The organism is Actinosynnema sp. CA-299493, assembly GCF_050946825.1.
Classification (GTDB): domain Bacteria; phylum Actinomycetota; class Actinomycetes; order Mycobacteriales; family Pseudonocardiaceae; genus Actinosynnema.
In genome coordinates, this window is sequence record NZ_CP191993.1 from 8,507,701 (window position 1) to 8,531,646 (window position 23,946).

Here is a 23,946-nt window from a genome sequence, read left to right on the forward strand (position 1 = left end):
GTGGATCGGCTGCTCTGCGTGCTCTCGCGCTCACCGCGCGTTCACTGCTGGCACTGCTCTCGGCGGCTGTGCTCGTCGTCACGTGGTACGGCTGGTACTACCTCGGCGACATCGACGACGACATCACGACGACCGACGTCATCGCCTCCTCGGTGACCCAGGACTCCGAGGGCGTCGCCCGCACACCGCTCGACGGCGCGATCGACATCCTGCTGGTCGGCGTCGACAGCCGCACCGACGCGCAGGGCAACCCGCTGTCGGACGAGGTGTTGGCGCTGCTCAACGGCGGTGTGGCGGACGGCACGCAGAACACCGACACGATGATCCTGGTGCACGTCCCGCAGGACGGCACGCGCGCGGTGGCCATCTCGTTCCCCCGCGACTCGTACGTGGAGATCGCGGACGGGTTCGGCCAGCACAAGCTGAACTCGGCGCTGTCCCGGCAGAAGAACGAGACGGCGCAGGCGCTGCGCGAGCAGGGCGTGACCGACGAGGCCCGCATCGAGCTCCAGTCGACGCTGGCCGGCCGCAAGACGTTGATCAAGACGATCGAGGGGCTGACCGGCGGGTCCGTCACCGTCGACCGGTATGCCGAAGTCAACCTGGCCAGCTTCTACGAGGTGACGAAGGCGCTCGGCGGCGTCGAGGTGTGCCTGAACCAGGCCACCCGCGACAGCGACTCGGGCGCGGACTTCCCGGCCGGGCGGCAGGTCGTCGAGGGGGCGAAGGCGCTGTCGTTCGTGCGCCAGCGCGGCGGGCTGATCGGCGGCGACCTGGACCGGATCGTGCGGCAGCAGGTGTTCATCGGCGCGCTGGCCCGCAAGGTGCTGTCCACGGGCACGCTGACCGACTTCGACCAGCTCAACCGGCTCGTGACGGCGGTGAAGAAGTCCGTCGTGCTGAGCGAGGGGTGGAACGTCACCGAGTTCGCCACCCAGATGCAGGGCCTGGTCGGCGGCAACATCCAGTTCCGCACGATCCCGGTGGGCGACCCGACGGACACGTGGAGCGACGGCAACGTGCTGCCGGTCGACCCGGCCCGGGTGCGGCAGTTCATCAAGGGGCTGGCGACCGACGACGGCCCGTCGAAGGCCCCCGCCACCACCACCACGACGCCGGCCGGGCCGCCGCCCTCGGCGATCACCGTGCACGTCTACAACTCCGCCGGCGTGAACCGGCTGGCCGCGAGCGTGCTGGACTCGTTGGTGGAGAAGGGTTTCCGGCGTGGTCTCGCGAACTCCGGGCCGTACGCGGAGACCACGTCCGTGCGGCACGCGCCGGGTGAGCGGGCGAGCGCCGACAGGGTGATCTCCGCCCTGGGCGGTAACGCCGAGGCCGTCGAGGACGACTCCGTGCCCAGAGGGCAGGTTCTGGTGTACGCCGGCGCCGACTACGAGCCGCCGGACCAGTCCGACCCGGCTTCGGTCGACGCCACCGGCACGGGGAGCGCGCCCTCGACCGGTTCCACCCCGCCGATCACCGCCGACGGTGTGGTCTGCGTCAACTGACACACCCACCTACCGGTGAACCCGGACGTCCGACCGGCCGAAGGTGGTTAGCCTGGTCGGACACCCACTCGTAGGAAGGACGCCGGTGAGGGCTGCGGTGATCGCCGGACGCGTGCTCGTCGCGCTGCTGTCCGCGGCCGTGCTGGCGGCGGCCGGGTACGGCTGGTCGACGTTGCAGCGCGTGCAGGAGAGCGTGAACACGACGGACGTGCTGACCGCGTTGTCGGACGTGCCGAACGCGCCGCCCGCGGCCGACGGCGCGACCGACATCCTGCTGGTCGGCAGCGACAGCCGCACCGACGCCCAGGGCGTGCCGCTGCCGGACCACGTGCTGCGGAAGCTGCGCACGGAGGCGACGGACACGCTCAACACGGACACGATCATCGTGATGCGCGTGCCGCACGACGGCAGCAAGGCGCACGCCGTGTCCATCCCCCGGGACACCTACGTGCCCATCCCCGAGGTCGGCCAGGAGAAGATCAACTCGGCGTACGGGCTGACCAAGTTCTTCACCATGGAGCGGCTGGCGGCGGCGGGCACGTCGGACCTGGCCGAGCGCGCCAAGGCCGGGGACCAGGCTGGGCGGCGCGCGTTGGTGCAGGTGGTGCAGGAGCTGACCGGCGTGCGGGTGGACCACTACGCGGAGATCAACCTGTACGGGTTCTACCTGCTCACCGAGGTCATCGGCGGCGTGGAGGTGTGCCTGAAGGAGGGCACGTCGGACCCGGACTCGGGTGCGAACTTCCGCGCGGGCGTGCAGACGATCGCCGGTGGCGACGCGCTGGCGTTCGTGCGGCAGCGCAAGGGCATCCCGGGCGGCGACCTCGGGCGGATCACCCGGCAGCAGGTGTTCATGTCGGCGGCGATGTCGAAGCTGCTGTCGGCGGGCACGCTGGCGGACCCGACGCGGCTGTCCGGGCTGCTGGACGCGGTGAACAAGTCGATCGTGGTGGACGACAACCTGGACCTGGCGACGTTCGCGGGTCAGGCGCGCGGGCTGGCCGGCGGGAACGTCGAGTTCGCCACCATCCCGGTGACCGGCGTGGGCGTGCAGAACGAGCGCGGCCAGAGCGTCGTGACCGTGGACCCGCCGCAGGTGAGGGCGTTCGTGGCGGAGCTGCTGGGCGAGAAGACGCCCACGACCGCGCCGCCGCCGACCTCGGCCTCACCCGCCCGGCGCTTCGCCGCCGACCGCCCGGTGAGCCTGGACGGCCCGCGCCGGCGCGCCGTCCAGGCGGGCCCGGTCTGCGTCGACTAGCGCGGCCGATCCGTTCAAGACGGGGCTTGGGCGCGGGTGCCAGCATCGTCGGCATGGACAACGCCGCCCTCGCCCGCGCGCACGGGTTCCTGGACACGCACGCACGCCTGCTCGAACGACGGCTCGCCCTGCTGTGGTCCCGGCCTGACCCGGTCGCGGCGGTCGCGGTCGTGGACGTGCTCGCGGGTTACCGCAACGCCGACGGCGGGGTGGGGCACGCGCTGGAACCGGACGTGCGGGCGCCGCACAGCCAGCCGCTGGCCGTCGACTTCGCGCTCGGCGTCCTCGGGCAGGTGCTGGACTCCCCCGCGGCCTCCGACGCGGTGGTGCGGCGGGAGGTCGCCGGGTTCGCCGGGAGCCTGGTGCCGTACCTCGAATCGGTGACGTCACCCGAGGGCGGGCTGCCGATCGTGCTGCCCGACATCGCCGACCACGCCCGGGCCGAGCACTGGGGTGACGGCCGGTTCCCGGTCGGCCTCAACCCGACGGCGGGCATCGTCGCGGGGCTGCGGAAGGCCGGCGTGACCGGGCCCTGGCTCGACGCGGCGGACGCGTTCTGCCGGGCGCGGATCTCGTCGCTGTCGGGTGCGGTGGACGCCCACACCGCCCTCAACGCGCTGCGCTACCTGGCCACCACCCCGGACCGCGACTGGGCCGGCCGGCAGGGGGTGTCGGTCGCGGACCTGAGCCTGTTCCACCTCTACCCCGGCGAGGGGTACGGCCTGACGCCGCTCGACTTCGCGCCGCTGCCGACCGATCCGCTGCGCGCCCTGTTCCCGGCCGATGCGATCACCGCGCACCTGGACGCGCTGGTGTCGGCCCAGGGCGAGGACGGCGGCTGGCCGGTGTCGTGGCAACCGCCGGGGCCGGCGGCGGCGCTGGAGTGGCGCGGGGTCGTGACCGCCAACGCCGTGCGCGTCCTGCTGTCCAACCCCGTCCGGAACGCGCGGGCGTAGGACACGCGGGGGTCGGGGCGGTCGGGTTGGCGGGGCGTGGCAAGGTTGGCCCATGACCGTCACGGATGCCCTGTTCGCGCCCCTGTTCGCGGCGAATCCCGGCCGTCCCCTGATCACGCACTACGACGACGCGGCGGGCACCCGGGTCGAGCTGTCGCGCGCCACCCTCCGGAACTGGGCGGCCAAGACGGCGAACTGGCTCCGTGACGAGCACGACGTCGAGCCCGGCGACCCGGTGGCCGTGCTGCTGCCCGCGCACTGGCAGACGGCCGGCGTGCTGCTGGGCGCGTGGTGGTGCGGCGCGGCGGTGACGGACGACCCGGCGGGCGCGAAGGTGGCGGTCGTGGCGCCCGGCGGCGAAGCGCCCGGAGCCCTGGTGACGGCCGTGGCGTCGTTGCACCCCATGGGGCTGGGCAGCGGCGCGCCCGTGGACTACAACGACGACGTGCGCGTGTTCGGCGACGACTTCGCGCCGTGGGAGCCCGTCCCCGGCGCCACGCCCGCCCTGCTGAAGTCCACTGTGGACGAGGTGGTGGAGGAGGCGCACCAGCGGGCTGCGACGTTGGGCATCACCACGACGTCCCGCGTGCTGTCCACTGTGGAGTGGACCCTGCCGGACGGCCTGCTGAACGGCTTCCTGGCCGTGCTGGCGGGCGGCGGCTCGCTGGTGCAGTGCAGCAACGCCGCACCGGACCTGCTGGCCGCGCGCCGCGCCGGCGAGCAGACGACCCTCGACCTGGTCGGCTGACCCCTAGACCGGCTGCCCGGCCGCACGCCCCTTGGCCAACCGGGCGACGGACAGCGACCCGCCGTTGAACCCGACCGCGAGGGCGGCGACCCCGAGCACGAGGACCAGCTCGTAGCCGCCCTGGCCGAGCAGCCCGTTCGGCAGGTGCACGAGGACCAGCGCGCCGAGCATGTCCACCGCCAGCAGCACGCCGACCACCGGCAGCGCGACGCCGAGGACCAGCAGCGCGCCGCCGACGAGCTCGACGACGGCGGCGAACCAGGCGGACGCCGTCGGCAACGGCACGCCCATGCCCGCGAACGCGGTGGCGGTGCCGTCGAGACCCCACTCGGTCACCTTCTGCCAGCCGTGGGCGATGAAGACCGCCCCCACGCCGAGACGGCCGATGAGCGCTGCCACGTCCTTGAGCATCTGAGCTTCCCCTTCGGGTCGACGGTCGAACGCCCCGACGTTATATGAATTTTCAACCACTTTCCCCGCCCCGAGGGCCGGTTGACAGCGACTCGACAGGGGCGTAGAAAACCAGTCAGTTAGATAACCAACTGGTTAGGTAGCCATGGCGGACGATCCCCTGAGCATCACCTTCGCGGCCCTGGCCGACCCGACGCGCCGGGCCATCCTGGCGCGGCTCGCGGACGGCGCGGCGACCGTGAAGGAACTCTCCGAACCGTTCGCGATGAGCGGGCCGGCGGTGTCCAAGCACCTGCGCGTGCTGGAACGGGCGGGGCTCATCACGCGCGGACGTGACGCGCAGTGGCGGCCGTGCGCGCTCGACGCGACGCCGTTGCGCGAGGTCACCGAGTGGGCCGACGGCTTCCGCCGCTTCTGGGACGACAGCTACCGCCGCCTGGACTCCTACCTCGAACGCATGAAGGAGCAGGACCATGACGACTGACACCACCGTTTCGTGGACCACGCCGTCCGCCGTGGAGGTGGCGCTGACCAGGACGTTCGACGCGCCGCAGGAGCTGGTGTTCGAGGCGTTCACCAAGCCGGAGCACGTCGCGCGCTGGATGCTCGGCCCCGAGGGCTGGACGATGCCCGTGTGCGAGATCGACCTGCGCCCGGGCGGGCGGTGGCACATGGTGTGGCGGCGGGCCGACGGCGGCGAGATGGCGATGACCGGCGAGTACCTGGAGGTCGAGCCCTGGTCGAAGACCGTCCAGACCGAGTCGTGGGGTCCCGGGTGGGCGTCGACGGTCAACACGACCCGGTTCATCGCGGACGGTGACCGGACGACGGTCGTGCAGACGATGAGGTACCCGACCCAGGCGGACCGCGACCGCGCTCTCGGGACGGGGATGAAGGACGGGGCCGAGGTCAGCTACGAGCGGCTGGCGGCGCACTTGGCTTCGATGGGCTGACCCGGCGCGTCCGTTCAGCGGCTGTGCGACCCGATAGGGTTTGGCGTTCGCGCGATGGGGTTACTGAGCGGTTGACCTGTGTTGCGACATTGCTGGACCGGATCGGTGGACATGCTCAGTTCGTACCTGGAGTCGATTCGGACCGGCTTCGCGGCGTTCGTCGGTGTCGGCGTGCTCGTCCTGCTGCCGTTGGTCGCATTGCACTACTACCGGTTCGGGCGGGTGGAGCCGCGTCGGGCGGTGGTGCTGTACGGGCTGCTGGCGTACGGGTTGGTGGCGTTGGCGCTGATCTTCCTGCCGTTCCCGTCGGCACTGGTGTGCGACGGCGAGACGATGCTGTCCACCAGGCCGTTCCAGTGGGTGACGGACATGCGCCACAACCTGGCGGCGAACGGGCGTTCCGGCCTGGGCGCCGCGGTCACGTCGACCGCGTTCCTCCAGCAGGCGTTCAACGTCGCGCTGTTCGTGCCGCTGGGCGTGGTGCTGCGGAAGTCGTACGGGCGCGGTGCGTTCGCCGTGGTCGCGATCGGCCTGGGGATCTCGCTGGCGGTCGAGGTCGTGCAGTACTCGGGGAACCTGGGCGTGTACCCGTGCCCGTACCGCATCGCGGACGTCGACGACCTGATCTCGAACACCACCGGCGCCCTCGTCGGCTGGATGCTCGCCCCGGTCGCGCTGGTCGTCCCGGCCGTGCCGCACCCGGACGCGTCGACGGCCCCGCCCGACACCGTGACGGTGCCGCGCAGGCTCGCGGCGGTGATGGTGGACGTGGTGATCCTGGTCGTGGCCACCCACCTGCTCTTCGGCGATAACCTGTGGTGGCTGGTCGCCCTGACCGCGGCGATCCGCGTGGTGCTGCCGTCGGCGACCGGCCGGACCCCGGGCGGGTGGCTGCTGCGCTACCGACTCCGCCGCGCGGACGGCAGCCGCGCCAACCCCCTGCGGATCGCCCTGCGCGAACTGCTGGGCGTGACGGGCCTGATCACCTACGCCGCCGTCGCCCCCGCCGAGTGGTGGTTCGCCGTGGACCTGGCCGTGCTGGCGTTCGTCGTCCTGGGCGCGTTCATCGTGCCCGTTTTCCGCCGGGACCAACGGGGCCTGCCGGACCTGGCCGCCGGCACCCGGGCGATCCCGACGGAAAGGGCCGCGATCCCGGATCAGAAGCAGATACCGGTGTAGGCGAGCGCCGAAGCCAGGATGTAGCCGTCACCGAAGTGGTTGTTGTACTGGTCGTAGAGGTTGCCGTAGTACCAATTGCCCGACGGGTTGGGCACGTTGAACTTGTCGCCGGTGAACGCGTACGCCTTGACCGACCCGCCGGCCGTGTGGCGGAGGGTCGCGTTGCTGGTCAGCACGTACTGCCGGGTGCACTGGATACCGATGTCACCGGCCGCGACCTCGACCGGCGCGGCGACCGCCGCACCGCCGGACACCGTGAGGCCGACACCCATCGCGAGTGCCACGACAGCGGTCCTGGTCCTGTTCATGAGCCCTGCTTCCCTGTCGCCGCGATTCTTCCGACCGGGACGCAACGGTAGGGGCCGGAAACACCGGGCACACTCGACCATCAGAGTAATGCGCCATTACCCGCCGTGATAACCCAGCTGAATTCGTGCGGACATCCGTAGACACGACAAAGGCGGCCTGTTCACGAAGAACAGGCCGCCCGCGCGTCGCGGCGCGACCTAGCCGTTCAGCAGGGCGCGGCTCATGACCACGCGCTGGATCTGGTTGGTGCCCTCGTAGATCTGGGTGATCTTGGCGTCGCGCATCATGCGCTCGACCGGGAAGTCGCGCGTGTAGCCGGCGCCGCCGAACAGCTGCACGGCGTCCGTCGTGACCTCCATCGCCACGTCCGACGCGAAGCACTTGGCCGCCGCCGTGATGAAGCCGATGTTCGGCTCACCCCGCTCGGCCTTCGCCGCGGCCACGTAGACCATGTGCCGGGCGGCTTCGATCTTCATCGCCATGTCGGCCAGCATGAACTGGACGCCCTGGAACTCGGAGATCGACTTGCCGAACTGCTTGCGGTCCTTGACGTAGGCGACGGCGGCTTCCAGGGCGCCCTGGGCGATGCCCACCGCCTGCGCGCCGATGGTCGGGCGGGTGTGGTCCAGGGTGCGCAGCGCGGTCTTCAGGCCGGTGCCCGGTTCGCCGATGACGCGGTCCGCCGGGATCGTGCAGTTCTCGAAGTGGATCTCCCGGGTGGGCGAGCCCTTGATGCCGAGCTTGCGCTCCTTCGACCCCACGACGAAACCCGGGTCGTCCTTGTGCACGACGAACGCCGAGATGCCCTGCGACTTCTTCGGCGCGTCGGGATCCGTCACGGCCATGACCGTGTACCAGGTCGACTCGCCGGCATTGGTGATCCAGCACTTGGTGCCGTTCAACACCCAGTGGTCGCCGTCGAGGCGGGCGCGCGTGCGCATGGACGCCGTGTCCGAACCGGCCTCCCGCTCCGACAGCGCGTAGGACGCCATCGCCTCACCGGACGCGATGGACGGCAGGACCTGCCGCTTGAGCGACTCCGACGCCGACAGCAGGATCGGCATCGTGCCCAGCTTGTTCACCGCCGGGATCAGGGACGACGACGCGCACACGCGCGCCACCTCCTCGATCACGATGCACGTGGCCACCGAGTCGGCGCCCTGGCCGTCGTAGTCCTCCGGCACGTGCACGGCCGCGAAACCGGACTTGACCAGCGCGTTCAACGCCTCGACCGGGAAGCGCTCCTGCTCGTCCACGTCGGCCGCGTGCGGCGCGATCTCCTTGTCGGCCAGCGACCGGACCGCCGCGCGCAGCGCCTCGTGCTCTTCGGCGAGCTGGTAGGTACCGAAGCTCGGGTCCACGTTAAGTTACCTCCCGGTAGGGCGTCCTACCCGGATGTTAGCGCGCGTTCACTCAGTTCGCCGCTGTGCCGTCCGCAACAGCCCGCAACGCCGCATCCTTCGCCAGCACCAAGTCGGACAGCGACGCCTGGAACGCCTCCATCCGCTTGCGCAGCTCCTCGTCCCCCGCCGCCAGGACCCGCACGGCCAGCAGCCCGGCGTTGCGCGCGCCACCCACGGACACCGTGGCCACCGGCACGCCCGCCGGCATCTGCACGATCGACAGCAGCGAGTCCATCCCGTCCAGGTACTTCAACGGCACCGGCACGCCGATCACCGGCAACGCGGTCGCCGAGGCCACCATGCCCGGCAGGTGCGCGGCGCCGCCGGCGCCCGCGATGATCACCCGCAACCCCCGGGACGCGGCCGTGGTGGCGTAGTCCAGCATCCGCTGCGGCGTGCGGTGCGCCGAGTACACGCCGACCTCGTAGGTGACGTCGAACTCCGCCAGCGCCTCGGCCGCGGCCTTCATCACCGGCCAGTCCGAGTCGCTGCCCATGATCACGCCGACGTGCGTCACTGCTGTCCTCCGTGGATGTCGTACCCGTCCAGCCACACGCCGTCGGACAGCCAGTGCGCCGCGAGCCCCGCCCGCCGCCGCACCTCGTCCATCCGCTCACCGAGCAGCGTCACGTGACCGATCTTGCGCCCCGGCCGCTCCGCCTTGCCGTACAGGTGCACGTGCGCGTCGGGGAACCGGGCGAACAGGTGGTGCAGCCGCTCGTCCGGCCCCATCTCGGGCGCGTCCGCCGCGCCGAGGACGTTCGCCATGACGACGGCGGGCGCGACGAGGTCCGTCGCGCCGAGCGGGTAGTCCAGCACGGCCCGCAGGTGCTGCTCGAACTGCGAGGTCCGGGCGCCCTCGATGCTCCAGTGGCCGGAGTTGTGGGGTCGCATGGCGAGCTCGTTGACGACCAGCCCGTCGTCGGTCTCGAACAGCTCCACGGCCAGCAACCCGACCACGCCCAGCTCGGCGGCGATCCGCAGCGCCAGCCCCTGCGCCTGCTCGGCGAGGACGGGGTCCGCGTCCGGGGCCGGCGCCAGCACCTCGACGCAGATGCCCTCCCGCTGCACGGTCTGCACCAGCGGCCACGCCGCGCCCTGGCCGAACGGCGAGCGCGCGACCAGCGCGGACAGCTCCCGGCGCATCGGCACGCACTGCTCGACCATCAACGGCGTGCCGGCGGCCAACAGCTCGGGCACGACCCGCTGCGCGCTCTGCGGGGTGTTGAGCATCCACACGCCACGGCCGTCGTAACCGCCGCGCACGGCCTTCAGCACGCACGGCCAGCCGTGGTGAGCGCCGAACTTGAGCACGTCCGACGCGTCCGACACGGCGGTGAACGGCGGCACGGGCGCGCCCATCGCCGCCAGCCGCTCGCGCATGACCAGCTTGTCCTGCGCGTGCACGAGGGCGTCGGGTCCGGGGAACACCTTCACGCCGTCGGCGACCAGCGCGTGCAGGTGCTCCTGCGGCACGTGCTCGTGGTCGAACGTGACGACGTCGCACGACTTGGCGAACGCGCGCAACGCGTCCAGGTCGGTGTGCTTGCCCAGCTCCACGTCACGCGCGACGAGCGCGGCCGGGTCGGAGTCCGACTCGGCGAGCACCCGCAGCGACTGGCCGAGCGGGATGGCGGCCTGGTGCGTCATGCGGGCGAGCTGGCCGCCACCGATCATGCCGACGACGGGGAGACGGGTTCGGGAGTCCACGGTTTCGTGATTCTACCTGCACAAACACGGTGCTCCGGACCGGGTGCGGAAGCCCCGCGCGCTCCCGGAGCGCGCGGGACCCCCACGGCAGGGCCGCCGCGGTGCGAAGGCGGCGAGCCCCGGTCCGAGGTGTCACCCGGCCGAGGGCCGGACCCGGTCCCGGCCGGACCCAGGTCCAGGTGGAATCCGGTCCAGGTGGAACCGGTTCAGACCCGACGGGCGCGGCTCACCCGCGTGAAGGCCAGCGCGAACAGGCCCGCGGCGAGCACGGCGAAGATCGCGAACTCGTACAGCTGGAACGCGCCGAACCGCTCCACCGGCTGGTAGTCGGTGAAGTACCGCACGCCGCTGTCCACCATGCACTTCGCGTAGTCCGCGTTGTCATGGATGCTCGCGCACTGCGCCGGAAACTGGACCTCGTTGCCCGCCGCGTCCACGAAGCCGCTGTTCACCGTCCACGCACCGTCGCCCGGGTCGTCCCACGTGCTCCGGTAGCCGTCGGCGTACTGCTCCACCACGCGCAGCGGCTCCTGGAAGTACGGCCGCCACAGCCCCATCACGAGGCCGCGCACCACGATGAACGAGCCGAGGGCGAGACCCATCGACAGCACCGTGCGCCGGGTGACCGCGCTGAGCGCCAGGCCGAGCGCGAAGCCGAACGTCGCGTACCCGGCCTGCATCAACGGCGTCGCGTCGAACGCGGGCGGCTCCATCGGCCCGAACGGGCGGTACTCGGTCGTGACGGCGTTGACGCTGTTCATCAGCTTGATCGAGGCCAGCCCGAGGCCGACGGACAGCGCCACGGCGGGCACGCCGAGCAGCACGACCTTGCCGGTCAACCAGCGGGCCGGGGTGACGTCCTGGCTCCACACCACGAGGTGCGTGCGCTGCTCGTACTCGCGCGACACCAGCGGCGAGGCCCAGAACACGGCGACGGCCAGGCCGATCGCCATCGGCGCCAGCAGCATCACCTGGGTGACGCTGAGGACGCGCCAGCGACCGAACAGCTGCCCCGACTCGCCGGTGGCGTCGACCTGCCACGCGATGCCGAGCGACAGGGCGACGGCCGCGACCGCGACGGCGACGAGGCCGACGACCGCCCACCGGTGCTGCCGCCAGGTCAGCCACGCCAGGTCGCCCCACCCCACGCGGGCGCGCTCGACCACGGGCGCGGCGCCGGTCGTGGCACCGGTCGCGGCACCGGTCGTGGCGGTCATGCGCGGGCCCCCTTCCGGGTGGCTTCGAGCTGGGCGAGCACGTAGTCCTCCAACGTCGGCGGGCGCTCGACCCACGGGCCCGCGACCACCGGCCGCGGCTGCCCCTCGGGCAGCTCGACCAGAAACGTCGACTGGTTGCCGGTGTGCCGCGCCTCCACGATCCCGCCCAGCGCGGGCGGCACGTCCGAGCGCGGACCGGTGTAGCTGACGTGCCGCTCGAGCAGCTCGTCCAGGTCACCCCCCGCCAGCAGCCGGCCGTGCGCGAGCAGCAGCAGGTAGTCGGCGACGCCGGACAGCTCGGCCACGACGTGCGTGGACAGCAGCACGGTCATGCCGGTCTCGTCGACCTCGCTCAGCAGCTCGGCGGTCACCTCGCGACGGGCCAGCGGGTCGAGGTTCGCCAGCGGCTCGTCCAGCATGAGCACGTCCGGGCGCGAGCCGATGGCCAGCGCGAACGCCACCTGCGACGCCTGGCCACCGGACAGCTTGCCGCACGCCCGGTCCAGCGGGATCTCGAAGCGGGCCAGCCAGCGGCGGGCGCGCGCCTCGTCCCAGACGACGTTGAGCCGCGCACCGAGGCGCAGCACGTCCGCCGCCGTGAAGTGCCGGTAGACCGGCTTCTCCTGCGACACGAACGCCACCCGGCCCGCCGCGCCCGCCGACCCCTCGTCGGCGTCGAGGAGTCCGGCCAGGACGGTCATCAACGTCGTCTTGCCGGCGCCGTTCGCGCCGACCAGTGCCGCCACGCGGCCCGCGGGCAGCTCGAACGTGCACTCGCGCAACGCCCACTTCGCACGGTAGCGCTTGCCGAGCGCCCGCGCGCGCAGCGCCACCCCGGACCCCTCGGCGGACTCGACCGCAGTGCTCACCGGACCACCACCCCCTCCCCTGCCGTTGCCTGGTCGCCGCCCTCGTCGGCGGTGAGCACCGAACGCACCAGCGCGTCGATGTCCTCGACGTCCAACCCCGCCGCACGCGCCTCGCGGACCCACCCGGCGAGCCGCGTTCTCAGCGCCTCCATCACCTGCGGGTCGGTCGAGCCGAGACCGGCCTTGACGAACGTGCCCGAGCCCTGGCGCGCCTCGACCAGGCCGGACAGTTCCAGTTCGCGGTAGGCCTTGAGCACCGTGTTCGCGTTCACACCACTCCTCGCGACGACGTCGCGGACGGTCGGCAGCCGGTCTCCCGGCCCCAGCCAGCCCAGGCGCAGCGCCTCCCGCACCTGGCGCACGAGCTGGAGGTAGGCGGGGAGGCCGCTGGACCGGTCGATGCGGAACTCCACCCGGCGCCTCCGAATTGTGTCACTCGACTAAGACACTGACACACGGTTCACGAACGCACCGGAGTTGTCAAGCGGGTCACCCGGAGTGCCACCGCGCCCGCACGGTGGGGTGGCGCCACTTCCCACGTCCGTGACCGGCACGACGCCCGCACCGACCGGACCGGGTCGTTTACCACCACCATGGTTGTTCTCACCGCTCGTGGATCCCGGCCGGCGCTTCTACTGGACGACGCCCCGAAATCCGGGACCGGAAGGAAAAGCGAATGAAGTTCGGACGTATCCTCGCCGTCGTCGTCGCGGCTGCCTCGGCGCTGCTCGTCGCACCGATCTCCAACGCCGCCCAGCCCGACGCGCGACAGGACGAGTGGGTGATCGAGAGCTACACCCGGCCGGGTGACGTGTGGGACCAGACCAACTGGGCCTGGGAGCCCGAGTTCCCGGTCATCCCCCACCCGTACCACGGTGAGGACAACCAGAAGTGGTACATCTCCGACGACAACACCATCAAGGACAAGAAGTACGGGTGGTGCGTGACCGCGATCGACGGCAAGATCGCGGGCCGGCCGTGTGACGGCTCGGAGAACCAGCGGTGGGTCGGCGCGTCCTACGACGACTACCACACGTGGTTGTTCGAACTGAGGGGCACCGGTCTCTGCATCACGCACAACGGCGTCTACAAGGAACTGATCCTCGCGCCGTGCGACCCCGAGCGGTCCGACCAGCGGTGGGAAATCCACAAGTAACCCCCGGCAGGTGAGGAGCCCGGCGCACCGGGGAGGCACGCGCCGGGCTCCTCCGGAGGAGGGGGAGTCTTCGGTCGTCGGACGCCGGACAGGGGGGTTCGGCGCCCGGGGCTCTCAGCGGCCGAGCCCGGCGATCAGCGCCAGGGCGCCCTCGCGGTCCGGGGGCAGTTCCTCCAGCCAGACCTCGACCGGACCGGTCGGCGCGACGTGCGGGTCGACGGCCAGCCGGTCCGCGGCGAGCACGCGCAGGTTGCCCACGGCCCGCGCCAGGCGCCGGTCACGGCGGAGCAGCACGCACGCCACCGAGGACCCGATCGAGGCCACCGTCTCGCCGCCGTCGAACACCTCCTTCAGCGCGTCGGCCAGCAAGGTCATCGCCACCACGCGGGACCACCCGGACGTGCGGGTCAGGTCGAGCCCCACGAACACCAGCACGTGCTCCTGGCGACCGGTGGCCCGCGCCTCTCCGTAGACCTCGCGCAGCCTCGTGCGCAGGTACGCGGACGTGGCCAGGCCGGTCAGCGGGTCGTCCGCGTCGCAGGTCGCCGCGCGTGCGCTCATCACGTCGCCCCACCCCAGCGCGGTGGACCGCAGCATCGGCGACGGGATCGCGTCCGCGTCCGGCGACACGATCCCCGTCGACCCCGGGGGCTCCGCCAGCACCGCGTGCAGCGCCGCCAGGTCGAGCAGCGTCTCCGCCAGCCCGGCGCCCGCCTCGGCACGGGCGGCGCCGAGGCGGTACAGCGCCTCGCCCGCCTCGTCCTCGTCCGCCGCCAGCACCGCCCGGCAGACGTCGTCGACCTCCGCCAACGGCCAGTCCGCCGGGAACGCCCAGCCGGCGGCCATCGTGGCGGTCCGCCACCTCGACCGCAGTGCCCGCGACCCTTCAGCGCCGGAACGCCGTGTGACCGCTTCCCGAACACCCACCCGGATGCCTCCTCGACGTCGATTCCGCCTACGAGACGTCGCCGCGCTTCAGCCATGACGGCATTAACTCCACCCAGTCGGGGGGTTCCGGGTGACGGTGCGCGACTCGGTACGTCACACTGACGCCGCGCGAGGGAGGGAACAACACGTGGCGACCGTTCCTGCCGAAGTCCAGGGGCCTGGCGACGCGGAGCTGATCGACTCCGTTCGCGCGGGGGACGTCGAGGCCTACGGGCAGCTCTACGAACGCCACGTGTCCGCCGCGTACAACCTGGCCCGCCAGCTCGCGAGGTCCTCCGCCGAGGCCGACGACCTGGTCTCCGACGCGTTCGCGAAGGTTCTCGACACGCTGCGGGCGGGCCGCGGGCCCGACTCGGCGTTCCGCGCCTACCTGCTCACCGCGCTGCGCCACACCGCCTACGACAAGACGCGCCGGGACCGCAAGCTCGAACTGGCCGACGACGTGGCCGAAGTCGCGCCCGAAGCGACCAGCGTGCCGTTCAAGGACACCGCCGTGGCCGGGTTGGAGCGGTCGATGGCGGCGCGGGCGTTCGCCCGGCTGCCCGAGCGCTGGCAGACCGTGCTGTGGCACACCGAGATCGAGGGCCAGTCGCCCGCCGAGGTCGCGCCGCTGCTCGGCCTGACCGCCAACGGCGTGTCCGCCCTGGCCTACCGCGCCCGCGAGGGCCTCAAGCAGGCGTACTTGCAGGTGCACCTGGCCGAGACGCGGACCGAGCGCTGCCGGGCCACCGTGGAGCGGCTCGGCGCGTGGACGCGCGGCGGGCTGTCCAAGCGGGAGACCACGCAGGTCGAGGCCCACCTGGACGAGTGCACCGGTTCCTGCCGGGCGCTGGCCGCCGAGCTGGCCGACGTCAACGGCGCGCTGCGCGGGATCATCGCCCCGCTGGTGCTCGGCATCGGCGCGTCCGGCTACCTCGCCGCGGCCGGCGCGGGCACCGCCAAGGCCGTCACGGTCGCCGCCGCCGCGGGCACGGGTGGCGCGGCCGGAGCCGCCGCGTCCGTGCCGCGCCAGTTCCTCGTGGCCGCCGCCTCGGCCGCCGCCCTGGTGATCGCGGTGGCGATCGGCCTGGCGTCCGCCGGCGAGCAGCAGGTGCCCGCCGCGCAGACCACGCCTTCGACCACCACGCAACCCGTGCGGCCCGGCCAACCGACGCAGCCCACCCAACCGACCCGGTCGCCGGCGGTCGACCCGCCGCCCGCCACCGTGCCGCCGGCGGAACCCACGACCACCGAGCCCGCGGCCGCCCCGACCGCGGAACCCACGACCACACCGCGGGTCGAGCCAGAGCCGGTGCCCGCGCCTGAACCGGAGCCGGAACCCGAGCCGGAACCGGAACCGACGCCGCCGAACTTCGTCCCGGTGGTGCCGAGCGGGTTCGTGCTGACGCCCGGCGAGGAGCCGGTCGACCTGCCGATCACCGTGCGCAACTCCGGCGGGTCGGTCTCGGAGCCGGCCAGCGCCGTGCTGGTCCTGCCGCCCGGCGTCCGGTCCGTCGGCCCCGCCGCGTCCTTCGCGGGTGGGCGGCTCGCCCGCCTCGACGGCGCGGCCGACCAGACCGTGGCCTGCCCGGCGGGCACGGGCGTGGTGACGTGCGCCACCGCGCAGGGCGTCGCGCCCGGCGGCACGGCGACCTTCGTGTTCCGGGTGCGGGCCGACCCCGAGGCGGCGACCGGCCTCATCACCGGCACGGTCAGCGCGGGCGTGTCGCTGAGCGTGGCCATCGCGGTCGACGTCGAGGTGCGCCCGGCCCGGGACGACCTGGAACTGCTGGTCCACAAGTGGCAGCACGGCTTCTGGGACCCGCGGCTCGACATCCAGGTCACCAACACCGGCGGGCGGGCCGGCGACCTGCGCCTGGTCGTGGAGTCCGACGAGCACGTCGCGCTGGTGACGCTGTGGCCCGGCTGCGAGCGCTCGTGGAACCGGGTGGTGTGCGAGGTGCCGCTGGCGCGCGGCGCGTCGTTCCGGCTGGCCGTCTGGGCGATCGGGTCACCGCACCGCGGCGGTGCGGTGCGGGTCTCGGCGACCCTCGGCACCGCGTCCGAGCAGGTCGAGGTGCCGATCTCCACGCGCCCCGGCGAACCGCACGAGCCGGAGCCGCCGGCCGGCACGCCGACGTCGACCACCACGCCGACCACCACCCGCGCGACGCCGCCGACGACCACCGGGTCGACCGCGCCGACGACCACCGCACCGCCGGCGACCACGACTCCGACCGTCCCGCCGACCACGCCCACCGAGCCGTCCGCGCCGACCACGACCACGCGGAGCACCGAACCCACGACCCCGCCGACCACGACCACGCCACCACCCGCCCGCGACGAACCGTGCCGGCCGCTGCTGCCCTGGTTGCCGCCGCTGCTGGACGACCTGCTGCCCGGTCACTGCCGCACCCCTTCGTGACCGTCCGATCACGCGGGTCGGTAGCCTGCCCCGGTGCTGCCACTCGTGCGCAGGGTCTTGGGGCTCCTGCCGGAACCGATCCGCTTCCTGATCAACAAGCACCGTGAGCTGATCCGGTTCGCCGTGGTCGGCGGCACGACGTTCCTGATCGACAACGGCGTCTGGTACGCGTTGAAGTTGACCGTGCTGGCGGACAAGGTCGTCACCGCCAAGGCCATCGCGGTGCTGGTCGCGGTCATCTCGTCCTACGTGCTCAGCCGCGAGTGGTCCTTCCACACCCGCGGCGGACGTGAGCGGCACCACGAGGCCGCGCTGTTCTTCGTGGTCAGCGGTATCGGCATCGGGGTCAACCTGCTGCCGCTGTACGTCTCGCGGCACGTGTTCGACCTGCACTCGGAGGTTGCCGACTTCGCCGCCGGCTCGGTGATCGGCATGCTCCTGGCCACGGGTTTCAAGTACTGGGCGATGCGGAAGTTCGTGTTCCCCCAGGCCGACGCGCGGCCGTCGGTCCAGCCGCTGCACCCCGTGGCCGAGTCCCGCGAAGTCGCCTGAACAGGCCTTTCACCCGGCTTTCCGTAGACTGCTCGGGTGTCCGCAGTCGAGAACGTCGTCCTCCACCTGCCCGAACCGCTGCGCTCCCTGGCCCTCAAGCACCGGGAGCTGCTGAAGTTCGCCGTGGTCGGCGGCACCTGCTTCGTGATCGACACGGTGCTCTTCTTCGGCCTCAAGACGCTCGTGCTGAGCGAGAACCCGGTCACCGCGAAGATCGTGGCGACGCTGGTGGCCACGATCGTGTCGTACGTGCTCAACCGCGAGTGGTCGTTCAAGACCAGGGGCGGGCGGGAGCGGCACCACGAGGCCGCGCTGTTCTTCCTCGTCAACGGCATCGGCATCGCGCTCAACTCGGTGCCGCTGTGGGTGTCGCGGTACCTGCTGCACTTCCAGGAGCCGCACGTGACGAGGATCGGCGAGGAGGTCGCCGACTTCGTCAGCGCGCAGGTCGTCGGCACCCTGATCGCCATGGTGTTCCGCTGGTGGGGCTACAAGAAGTGGGTCTTCCCCGAGGCGGACTTCCGGCCGCGTCGCGTGACGCGGGCCTACGACCGGCCGAAGGACGACGAGCAGCCGCCCGGCCGCCCCTGACCGGCGGTCAGCGACCTCCGGCCAGCACCGCCAGCGCCGCGTCGTGCAGGTGCCCGTTGCTGGTCAGCACCGTGCCGCCGGTGAAGCTCGGCACGCCGCCCAGGTCGGTGAACCGGCCGCCCGCCTCGGTGACCAGCACCTGGAACGGCGCCACGTCCCACGGGTTCACGATCGGCTCCGCGGCCACGTCGATCGCGCCCTCCGCGACCAGGCAGTGCTGCCAGAAGTCGCCGAACGCCCGGTTCTCCCAGCACGCGTCGACCAGCGCCAGGTACGCCTCGCGCGAGTGGTGCTCGACCCACGTGCCCAGGTGCGTGGTGGACAGGTAGGCGTCGGACAGGTCGCGCACCGCCGACACCGAGATCTCCCGCACGCCCGACGCGTCGGACGTGTGCGCGCCGCCGCCCGTCGCGGCCCACCAACGACGGCCCAGCGCGGGCGCGCTCACCACGCCGACCACCGGCACGCCGTCCACGGCCAGCGCGATCAGGGTCGCCCACACGGGCACGCCGCGCAGGAAGTTCTTGGTGCCGTCGATCGGGTCGACCACCCAGGCCCGGCCGTCGCCCGCCGTGCCGCCGCGCTCCTCGCCGGCGACCTGGTCGGCCGGCGCCTCGACCGCGAGCACCGCGCGGATCGCGTCCTCGACCGCCACGTCGGCGTCCGTCACCGGCGTGCGGTCGGGTTTGCGCTCCACCACGAGGTCGCGGGCGCGGAACCGGGCGGTGGTGATCTTGTCCGCCTCGTCCGCCAGTCGGAGGGCCAGGGACAGATCTGCGCGAAGGTCGGGCACGCACGGGATCGTGCCACGCCTACGCTGGGTGGTGTGAGCGTGGTCTTGTTGGCCGAGGACGACCCGGCGATCGCCGAACCGCTGTCCCGCGCGTTGCAGCGGGAGGGCTACCAGGTGCAGGTCGTCACCGACGGTCCGAGCGCGTTGACCGCCGCCACGCACAGCGGCATCGACCTGCTGGTGCTCGACCTCGGCCTGCCGGGGATGGACGGGCTGGAGGTGTGCCGCCGGTTGCGGGCGGGCGGTCGCGGCCTGCCCGTGCTGATGCTCACCGCGCGTTCCGACGAGGTCGACTTCGTCGTGGGCCTGGACGCGGGCGCGGACGACTACGTGGCCAAGCCGTTCCGGCTGGCCGAGCTGATGGCCCGCATCCGCGCCCTGCTCCGACGCCGCGCGCCCGGCACGCTGGAGGTCAACGGCGTGCGCATGGACCTCGCCGCCCGACGCGTCACCGTGGACGGCCAGGAGGTGCAGCTGGCGAACAAGGAGTTCGAGCTGCTGCGCGTGCTGATCCAACGCGCGGGCCAGGTGGTGCACCGCGACGAGATCCTGTCCGAGGTCTGGAACGACCCGGAGCTCAAGAGCAGCAAGACCCTCGACATGCACATGTCGTGGCTGCGCCGCAAGCTCGGCGACGTGCGCTCGGTGGAGCGCCGCATCGCCACCGTCCGCGGTGTCGGCTTCCGCTTCAACACCGCGGACTGATGCGCAGCCGGATCCTGCGGGCCATCCTGCTCGCCGTCGCGGTCACCGGGTTCGTCCTCGGCCTCCCGCTCGGCTACACGGCGCTGCGGCTGGTGGAGGACGGCGCCCGCACCGACCTGGCGGCACGGGCGCAGCGGATAGCGGCGTCCATCGACGACCAGATCGCCGGCGGCCGGGAGATCGACCTGAAGCCGGTGGAGGTCGGCGTGCCGGAGGGCGGCCACCTCGTGGTGCGGTCGGCCGGCGCGGTGCTCGAGTTCGGCCGCCAACCCGGCCTGGACCCGTTGTCGGTGGAGGTGCCGATCGCGCAGCGGGGCACGGTGCGGCTGGAGGTGTCGTCCGCGCCGATGCACACGGCGCAGTACCAGGTGGCGGCGCTGGTGGTGCTGCTGGTCGTGCTGTCGGTGAGCACCGGCACGGTGGTGGCCACGGTGACCGCCCGCAAGCTCGCCATGCCGTTGCGGCACGTGGCATCGCGGGCGGCCCGGTTGGGCGCGGGCGACTTCCGGCGCGACGACCGGCGGCACGGCGTGCCGGAGCTGGACCTGGTGGCCGAGGCGCTCGACCGGTCGGCGGGCGCGCTGGCGCAGCTCGTGCAGCGGGAGCGGGAGCTGGTCGGCGACGTCTCGCACCAGCTGCGCAGCAGGCTGACCGCGTTGCAGCTGCGGCTGGAGACGTTGTCGCTGCACCCGGAGCCGGACACGGCGGCCGAGGCGCGGGCCGCGCTGGAGCAGGCCGAGCGCCTGGCCGAGGTGCTCAACGAGATGCTGGCCGCGGCACGGGCCGCCCGCGCGGTCGGCGCGGAGCCGCTCGACCTCCGCACGGAGTTGACGGCCATCGCCGAGGAGTGGCGCGAGCCGCTGCGGCGGGCCGGGCGCGCGCTGCGGGTGCGCGTGCCCGAGGGCATGCTGGCGCGCGCCACACCCGCACGGCTGCGTGAGGCGATCGGCGTGCTGCTGGACAACGCGCTGCGGCACGGTGAAGGTCCGGTCGTCGTCTCCGCGCGCAGTGACGACGGCACGGTGGTCGTGGAGGTGGCCGACGGCGGCGCGGGCGTGCCGGACGAGTTGGCGCACCACATCTTCGAACGCGGTGTGTCCGGCGGCGGGTCCACCGGTGTGGGGCTGGCGTTGGCGCGTGCCCTGGTGGACGCCGACGGCGGGCGGCTGGAGCTGTCGACCGCCCGGCCGGCGACGTTCGCGCTGTTCCTGCCCGTGCCGAAGGCCGAGGACGTGGTCGGCGTGACCTGGCGGACCGACCTCACACCTCGCTAGGCGCGACCGCCGGCTCCCCCGTCCCGGCTTCCCGGGGCAGCGCCTCCTGGGGCAGCACGCCGACCGCGCCGCGCACGACCTGCGCCCACACCAGGCGGCCGAACAGGTAGTGGCAGGCGACGTCCTCGCTGGTGAACGCGGCCCAGTCGTACCGGTTGCCCTGCTCGCGCCAGAAGACCTCGACACCCTCCTCGGTCGGCAGCAGGCACCACGTGTTGTCGGCCTCCGCGCCGATCGACACGACCTCGGCGGGCACGCCGACCGCCAGCAGCCAGCCCTGGACCGACTCCGCGTTCATGCCATCTCCTCCAGGTAGCCCAGCGCGATCAGGTCGGCGACCGGGTAGGTGGCGCGGAAGCGGGCGCCGCCGCCGGGCTGGCCGAACCACTCGGCGGACAGGGTGAACCACACCGGCAGCACCTGGACCACCCGGTAGCGGTGGTAGCCCGCGGTCACCAGCGCGGGCGGCAGCGAGCGCTCGGCGTAGGCGGTGCCGAGCTGGGACAGCACCCGGCCCTCCGGCCCGCCGAACCGGTCCAGCTCGACGCCGACCGCGAGCACGCCGGGCTGGCCCGCCTCGTAGCCGCCCTCGGGGAACAGCTCGCCGGGCGGCCAGGCGTACTCGGGCGGGTCGGCGCGGACCAGGAACCGGCGGTCCCAGTCGCGCTCGTGCGTGCCCGCCAGCGGGTCGTAGCCCTCCAGCAGCACGGGATCGGGCGCGACACCGGGCGTGAGGACCAGGCGGGGCCGGTTGCCCGCGGGCACCGGGTCGGTCGACACCGGACCGGTCGGCTCCACGCCGGAGAGCCGCGACCGCAGCGCGTCCTGGCTCACCGCGCGCAGGTCGAGGCCGAACCGGGCGGAGGCGTCGACCAGGTGGCCGTCGGGGTGACCCTGGGGCTCGAAGCGCAGACCCGCCGCGAACGTCTCGTCCTCCGACGGCGGCGGCAGCTGGCGCGCGGGGGCCGTGCTCGGTGGCGGGAGCGTGCCGCCGGGGAACATGTGCAGCAGGAACAACGCCGCCGCTTCGGTGGTCGGCTGCGCGGTCCGCGCGGCCTGCACCCGGGGCGCGGGCGGGGTGTCGTCCGGTTCGGTCGGCAGGAGGGCCGACGTGGTCCCGGTCGGGAGCGGCGGCGCGGTGGTGTCGCGACCGCCGAGCGGGACGGGGACGATCGCGAACGCGAGGTCGCCGTCCCTCACCTGCTCGCCGACCGCGGCCAGGGCGTCCTTGAGGTCCTTCTGGACGTCCTTGAGCTCGGGCTTGGCCGAGCTGTCGACCTTGGCCTGGCCCTCGCTCTTCGGCTGGGCCTCGGCCTTGGCCTGGCCCTCGGCCTTCGCGGCGGCTTCGCCCTTGGCCGGAGCGCCCTGGTTCTGGTTCTGGCCCGCTTGACCCTGACCGGAGCCGGACTGGCCCTGCCCCTGTCCCGCCGGGGTCTGGCCGGGCTGCGGCTGACCCGACTGGGGTTGGCCGGACTGGGGTTGGCCGGGCTGGGCCGGAACGGCTTGGGCGGCACGCGCCTCGGCCTTCGCCGCCGGCGAGCCCGCCTGCTGCCCGGGCTGCTGGCCCGGGGCCTGGGTGTTGGCGGCCGGGCTCTGCGCCACGGCTGCCGCTGCCGCCGCCGGAGCGGCCGAGGGCGCGCCACCGACGGACGGACCGCTGAACGACGGTCCCTGCGGCCCGGCCTGGTTCGCGGCCGGGGTCGCGGGCTGGGCCGCCGCGTGGGGTGCTTCGGCGTGCGGGAGCAGCGGACGGTCCAGGACCGCCGCCGACGACTGGTTGACGGTGCCCTCGGTGCGGGTCACGGCGTCCACGACCGGCGCCGTGGCGCCGAGGACGGGGTTCACCACGCTGCCGACCAGGTTGCCGACCGCGTTGCCCTGACCGGGCGCGTTGCCGGGTCCGCTGCCCTGACCCGGCCCGTTGCCGTGGCCGGGTCCGTTGTCCTGACCGGGCCGGTCGCCGTGGCCGGGCCCGTCGCCGGACCGGCCGGGCGCGTTGTCCTGGCCCGGGACCACGGCGTCGACCAGGCCCTGGGCCTTGTCCGCCGCGCCCTGGACGGTGCGGTCGACCGTGTCGCCCACCACGCCGCCGGCGTCCCGGACGACCTCGCCCGCCTTGTCCAGCGCCGGTTCCACCACGGCGGCGAGCGGCGGCGCGACGGTCTCCACGATGCCGACGACCGGCTCGGTCACCACGTTCACCGTGTCGGTCACCACGCCGAGGAGGCCACCGATCGGACCGGGCGCCTGGCCGTTGCCCGGAGCCGCGCCGGGGCCGACGACCGGCTGGGCGCCCGGAGCGCCACCGCCACCGGACCCGTTGGCCGGGCCCTCGGACCCACCCGGCAGCACACCGTCGAGCAGGCCACCCGGACCGCCAGGCAGCAGACCGCCCCGGGGTTGACCGGGACCAGGTCCCTGACCCGGCCCCGCGTCGGGCGCGTGCACGCCGGGGTTGGCGGCGACCGGTGGCTGGTGGCCGCCGATCTGCACGCCGCTGTCCAACCGCACCGCGCCGGCCAGCGCGTCGGTCAGGTGAGCGACGTTCGCCGCCGCGCCGCGCACCGCCGCGTCCAGCCCCAGCAACGCCGTCGGGTGCCCGGCGTTCGCGGCCTGCTGCGCGGCGTCGCTGTTCTTCGCCAGGTTCACCAGCTCGCGCACCAGCTCGACCTTGGCCGCGCCGACCTGCTCGGCCGCGTGGTCCAACCGGTCGGCGGCGGCGTGGCAGCCGCGCAGCACGGAGTTCAGCGTGCCGTCCGGCGCGGTGAACTTGTCCCAGTGGCCGCGTGCCGCGTCACCGGTCGACCCGGTCATGCCGGTCAACGCCTTGCCCGCCGAACCGTCGGACTCCCCCGCCAGGGTGGACAGCTTCGCGCCCGCCTCACGCCACGCGGTGGCGGACGCGCGCAGCTTGTCCTCGTCGGCCTGGGGCCACGACACCCCGGCTTTCGCGGCGACCTCGGCCAACTCGGCCGGCAGCTCGATCCCCATCACGGCCCCCT

25 protein-coding genes are annotated in these 23,946 nt (G+C 73.1%); 13 read left to right on the plus strand and 12 right to left on the minus strand.

Translation table 11 applies throughout. From position 1 onward, the window contains the following. The first annotated feature begins 68 nt into the window (after window positions 1–68). The 4 genes from ACQPYE_RS36450 (at window position 69) to ACQPYE_RS36465 (ending at window position 4,470) form a co-directional block, all read left to right on the plus strand. Entirely contained in the window at window positions 69–1,508 is a 1,440-nt protein-coding gene (locus ACQPYE_RS36450) for an LCP family protein (RefSeq protein WP_498717660.1), read from the plus strand. An 85-nt stretch (window positions 1,509–1,593) separates the two neighbouring features. Then, the gene (locus ACQPYE_RS36455; RefSeq protein WP_498717661.1) at window positions 1,594–2,766 is read left to right on the plus strand and encodes an LCP family protein; all 1,173 of its coding nucleotides are present in this window, start codon (window positions 1,594–1,596) and stop codon (window positions 2,764–2,766) included. A gap of 53 nt (window positions 2,767–2,819) precedes the next feature. Then, entirely contained in the window at window positions 2,820–3,722 is a 903-nt protein-coding gene (locus tag ACQPYE_RS36460) for a hypothetical protein (RefSeq protein ID WP_498717662.1), read from the plus strand. Window positions 3,723–3,774: 52 nt separating this feature from the next. After that, the gene (locus ACQPYE_RS36465) at window positions 3,775–4,470 is read left to right on the plus strand and encodes a TIGR03089 family protein (protein ID WP_498717663.1); all 696 of its coding nucleotides are present in this window, start codon (window positions 3,775–3,777) and stop codon (window positions 4,468–4,470) included. A gap of 3 nt (window positions 4,471–4,473) precedes the next feature. Here the strand turns inward: ACQPYE_RS36465 and ACQPYE_RS36470 are convergent, their stop codons facing one another. After that, window positions 4,474–4,881, minus strand: a complete 408-nt coding sequence (locus ACQPYE_RS36470) for a DoxX family protein (protein WP_498717664.1) — start codon at window positions 4,879–4,881, stop codon at window positions 4,474–4,476. 145 nt (window positions 4,882–5,026) lie between these two features. Between ACQPYE_RS36470 and ACQPYE_RS36475 the strand changes: the two genes are divergently transcribed. The 3 genes from ACQPYE_RS36475 (at window position 5,027) to ACQPYE_RS36485 (ending at window position 7,013) form a co-directional block, all read left to right on the plus strand. Further along, complete coding sequence (locus tag ACQPYE_RS36475; protein ID WP_498717665.1) at window positions 5,027–5,365, plus strand: ArsR/SmtB family transcription factor; 339 nt, start codon at window positions 5,027–5,029, stop codon at window positions 5,363–5,365. After that, complete coding sequence (locus tag ACQPYE_RS36480; protein ID WP_498717666.1) at window positions 5,355–5,834, plus strand: SRPBCC family protein; 480 nt, start codon at window positions 5,355–5,357, stop codon at window positions 5,832–5,834. Before ACQPYE_RS36475 ends, ACQPYE_RS36480 begins: the two co-directional genes overlap by 11 nt. Before the next feature lie 111 nt (window positions 5,835–5,945). Continuing rightward, window positions 5,946–7,013, plus strand: a complete 1,068-nt coding sequence (locus tag ACQPYE_RS36485) for a VanZ family protein (protein ID WP_498717667.1) — start codon at window positions 5,946–5,948, stop codon at window positions 7,011–7,013. Here the strand turns inward: ACQPYE_RS36485 and ACQPYE_RS36490 are convergent. From ACQPYE_RS36490 to ACQPYE_RS36520, 7 genes are all read right to left on the minus strand, one after another. Continuing rightward, window positions 6,992–7,321 carry a hypothetical protein gene (locus ACQPYE_RS36490; protein ID WP_498717668.1) on the minus strand — a complete coding sequence of 110 codons (330 nt, stop codon included), beginning with the start codon at window positions 7,319–7,321 and terminating at the stop codon, window positions 6,992–6,994. The two genes, ACQPYE_RS36485 and ACQPYE_RS36490, sit on opposite strands and share 22 nt — an antisense overlap. Window positions 7,322–7,519: 198 nt before the next feature. Continuing rightward, a complete protein-coding gene (locus tag ACQPYE_RS36495) occupies window positions 7,520–8,683 on the minus strand; it encodes an acyl-CoA dehydrogenase (protein WP_498717669.1) in 1,164 nt (387 codons plus the stop codon). Window positions 8,684–8,735: 52 nt separating this feature from the next. After that, entirely contained in the window at window positions 8,736–9,221 is a 486-nt protein-coding gene (gene purE / locus ACQPYE_RS36500) for a 5-(carboxyamino)imidazole ribonucleotide mutase (protein WP_498723058.1), read from the minus strand. A 17-nt stretch (window positions 9,222–9,238) separates the two neighbouring features. After that, the gene (locus ACQPYE_RS36505; protein WP_498717670.1) at window positions 9,239–10,435 is read right to left on the minus strand and encodes a 5-(carboxyamino)imidazole ribonucleotide synthase; all 1,197 of its coding nucleotides are present in this window, start codon (window positions 10,433–10,435) and stop codon (window positions 9,239–9,241) included. Between the two features lie 206 nt (window positions 10,436–10,641). Continuing rightward, entirely contained in the window at window positions 10,642–11,652 is a 1,011-nt protein-coding gene (locus tag ACQPYE_RS36510) for an ABC-2 membrane transporter-related protein (RefSeq protein WP_498717671.1), read from the minus strand. Continuing rightward, a complete protein-coding gene (locus ACQPYE_RS36515; RefSeq protein WP_498717672.1) occupies window positions 11,649–12,521 on the minus strand; it encodes an ATP-binding cassette domain-containing protein in 873 nt (290 codons plus the stop codon). Before ACQPYE_RS36515 ends, ACQPYE_RS36510 begins: the two co-directional genes overlap by 4 nt. Further along, window positions 12,518–12,934 carry a GntR family transcriptional regulator gene (locus ACQPYE_RS36520; RefSeq protein ID WP_498717673.1) on the minus strand — a complete coding sequence of 139 codons (417 nt, stop codon included), beginning with the start codon at window positions 12,932–12,934 and terminating at the stop codon, window positions 12,518–12,520. The genes ACQPYE_RS36515 and ACQPYE_RS36520 overlap by 4 nt, the downstream gene beginning before the upstream one ends. Window positions 12,935–13,197: 263 nt before the next feature. Here ACQPYE_RS36520 and ACQPYE_RS36525 point away from each other — a divergent pair, with 263 nt between their 5' ends. Further along, entirely contained in the window at window positions 13,198–13,677 is a 480-nt protein-coding gene (locus tag ACQPYE_RS36525) for a ricin-type beta-trefoil lectin domain protein (RefSeq protein ID WP_498717674.1), read from the plus strand. A 114-nt stretch (window positions 13,678–13,791) separates the two neighbouring features. On the opposite strand, the gene ACQPYE_RS36530 is transcribed toward ACQPYE_RS36525, so the two are convergent. Next, window positions 13,792–14,523 (minus strand): GGDEF domain-containing protein, encoded by a 732-nt coding sequence (locus tag ACQPYE_RS36530; protein ID WP_498717675.1) that lies wholly within the window; start codon window positions 14,521–14,523, stop codon window positions 13,792–13,794. 229 nt (window positions 14,524–14,752) lie between these two features. Here ACQPYE_RS36530 and ACQPYE_RS36535 point away from each other — a divergent pair, with 229 nt between their 5' ends. Genes ACQPYE_RS36535 through ACQPYE_RS36545 form a run of 3 tightly spaced genes read left to right on the plus strand, consistent with a single transcriptional unit; the run spans window position 14,753 to window position 18,172 of the window. After that, on the plus strand, window positions 14,753–17,029 hold the full coding sequence (locus ACQPYE_RS36535; protein WP_498717677.1) for a sigma-70 family RNA polymerase sigma factor: 2,277 nt from the start codon (window positions 14,753–14,755) through the stop codon (window positions 17,027–17,029). 36 nt (window positions 17,030–17,065) lie between these two features. Next, window positions 17,066–17,581 (plus strand): GtrA family protein, encoded by a 516-nt coding sequence (locus ACQPYE_RS36540; RefSeq protein WP_498723059.1) that lies wholly within the window; start codon window positions 17,066–17,068, stop codon window positions 17,579–17,581. A gap of 36 nt (window positions 17,582–17,617) precedes the next feature. Next, window positions 17,618–18,172, plus strand: a complete 555-nt coding sequence (locus ACQPYE_RS36545) for a GtrA family protein (protein WP_498717678.1) — start codon at window positions 17,618–17,620, stop codon at window positions 18,170–18,172. Between the two features lie 7 nt (window positions 18,173–18,179). On the opposite strand, the gene hisN is transcribed toward ACQPYE_RS36545, so the two are convergent. Continuing rightward, the gene (gene hisN / locus ACQPYE_RS36550) at window positions 18,180–18,965 is read right to left on the minus strand and encodes a histidinol-phosphatase (protein ID WP_498717679.1); all 786 of its coding nucleotides are present in this window, start codon (window positions 18,963–18,965) and stop codon (window positions 18,180–18,182) included. Window positions 18,966–19,004: 39 nt separating this feature from the next. Here hisN and ACQPYE_RS36555 point away from each other — a divergent pair, with 39 nt between their 5' ends. Further along, window positions 19,005–19,670, plus strand: coding sequence for a response regulator transcription factor (locus ACQPYE_RS36555; protein ID WP_498723060.1), 666 nt, complete (start codon window positions 19,005–19,007; stop codon window positions 19,668–19,670). Further along, the gene (locus tag ACQPYE_RS36560; RefSeq protein WP_498717680.1) at window positions 19,670–20,944 is read left to right on the plus strand and encodes an ATP-binding protein; all 1,275 of its coding nucleotides are present in this window, start codon (window positions 19,670–19,672) and stop codon (window positions 20,942–20,944) included. Before ACQPYE_RS36555 ends, ACQPYE_RS36560 begins: the two co-directional genes overlap by 1 nt. Here ACQPYE_RS36560 and ACQPYE_RS36565 read toward each other — a convergent pair. Further along, window positions 20,931–21,242: a hypothetical protein gene (locus tag ACQPYE_RS36565; RefSeq protein WP_498717681.1), complete on the minus strand. Its 312-nt coding sequence runs from the start codon at window positions 21,240–21,242 to the stop codon at window positions 20,931–20,933. The two genes, ACQPYE_RS36560 and ACQPYE_RS36565, sit on opposite strands and share 14 nt — an antisense overlap. Continuing rightward, window positions 21,239–23,935, minus strand: coding sequence for a TNT domain-containing protein (locus tag ACQPYE_RS36570; protein ID WP_498717682.1), 2,697 nt, complete (start codon window positions 23,933–23,935; stop codon window positions 21,239–21,241). Before ACQPYE_RS36570 ends, ACQPYE_RS36565 begins: the two co-directional genes overlap by 4 nt. Window positions 23,936–23,946: the final 11 nt, after the last annotated feature.

Excerpts from the sequence above, each read along its gene's own strand:
- ACQPYE_RS36530 (WP_498717675.1), bottom strand. The coding sequence starts at position 14,523 with ATGGCCGCCGGCTGGGCGTTCCCGGCGGACTGGCCGTTGGCGGAGGTC.
- ACQPYE_RS36480 (WP_498717666.1), top strand. The coding sequence starts at position 5,355 with ATGACGACTGACACCACCGTTTCGTGGACCACGCCGTCCGCCGTGGAG.
- ACQPYE_RS36525 (WP_498717674.1), top strand. The coding sequence starts at position 13,198 with ATGAAGTTCGGACGTATCCTCGCCGTCGTCGTCGCGGCTGCCTCGGCG.
- purE (WP_498723058.1), bottom strand. The coding sequence starts at position 9,221 with ATGGGCAGCGACTCGGACTGGCCGGTGATGAAGGCCGCGGCCGAGGCG.
- ACQPYE_RS36460 (WP_498717662.1), top strand. The coding sequence starts at position 2,820 with ATGGACAACGCCGCCCTCGCCCGCGCGCACGGGTTCCTGGACACGCAC.
- ACQPYE_RS36485 (WP_498717667.1), top strand. The coding sequence starts at position 5,946 with ATGCTCAGTTCGTACCTGGAGTCGATTCGGACCGGCTTCGCGGCGTTC.
- ACQPYE_RS36465 (WP_498717663.1), top strand. The coding sequence starts at position 3,775 with ATGACCGTCACGGATGCCCTGTTCGCGCCCCTGTTCGCGGCGAATCCC.
- ACQPYE_RS36570 (WP_498717682.1), bottom strand. The coding sequence starts at position 23,935 with ATGGGGATCGAGCTGCCGGCCGAGTTGGCCGAGGTCGCCGCGAAAGCC.
- ACQPYE_RS36475 (WP_498717665.1), top strand. The coding sequence starts at position 5,027 with ATGGCGGACGATCCCCTGAGCATCACCTTCGCGGCCCTGGCCGACCCG.
- ACQPYE_RS36510 (WP_498717671.1), bottom strand. The coding sequence starts at position 11,652 with ATGACCGCCACGACCGGTGCCGCGACCGGTGCCACGACCGGCGCCGCG.
- ACQPYE_RS36490 (WP_498717668.1), bottom strand. The coding sequence starts at position 7,321 with ATGAACAGGACCAGGACCGCTGTCGTGGCACTCGCGATGGGTGTCGGC.
- ACQPYE_RS36560 (WP_498717680.1), top strand. The coding sequence starts at position 19,670 with ATGCGCAGCCGGATCCTGCGGGCCATCCTGCTCGCCGTCGCGGTCACC.
- ACQPYE_RS36470 (WP_498717664.1), bottom strand. The coding sequence starts at position 4,881 with ATGCTCAAGGACGTGGCAGCGCTCATCGGCCGTCTCGGCGTGGGGGCG.
- ACQPYE_RS36565 (WP_498717681.1), bottom strand. The coding sequence starts at position 21,242 with ATGAACGCGGAGTCGGTCCAGGGCTGGCTGCTGGCGGTCGGCGTGCCC.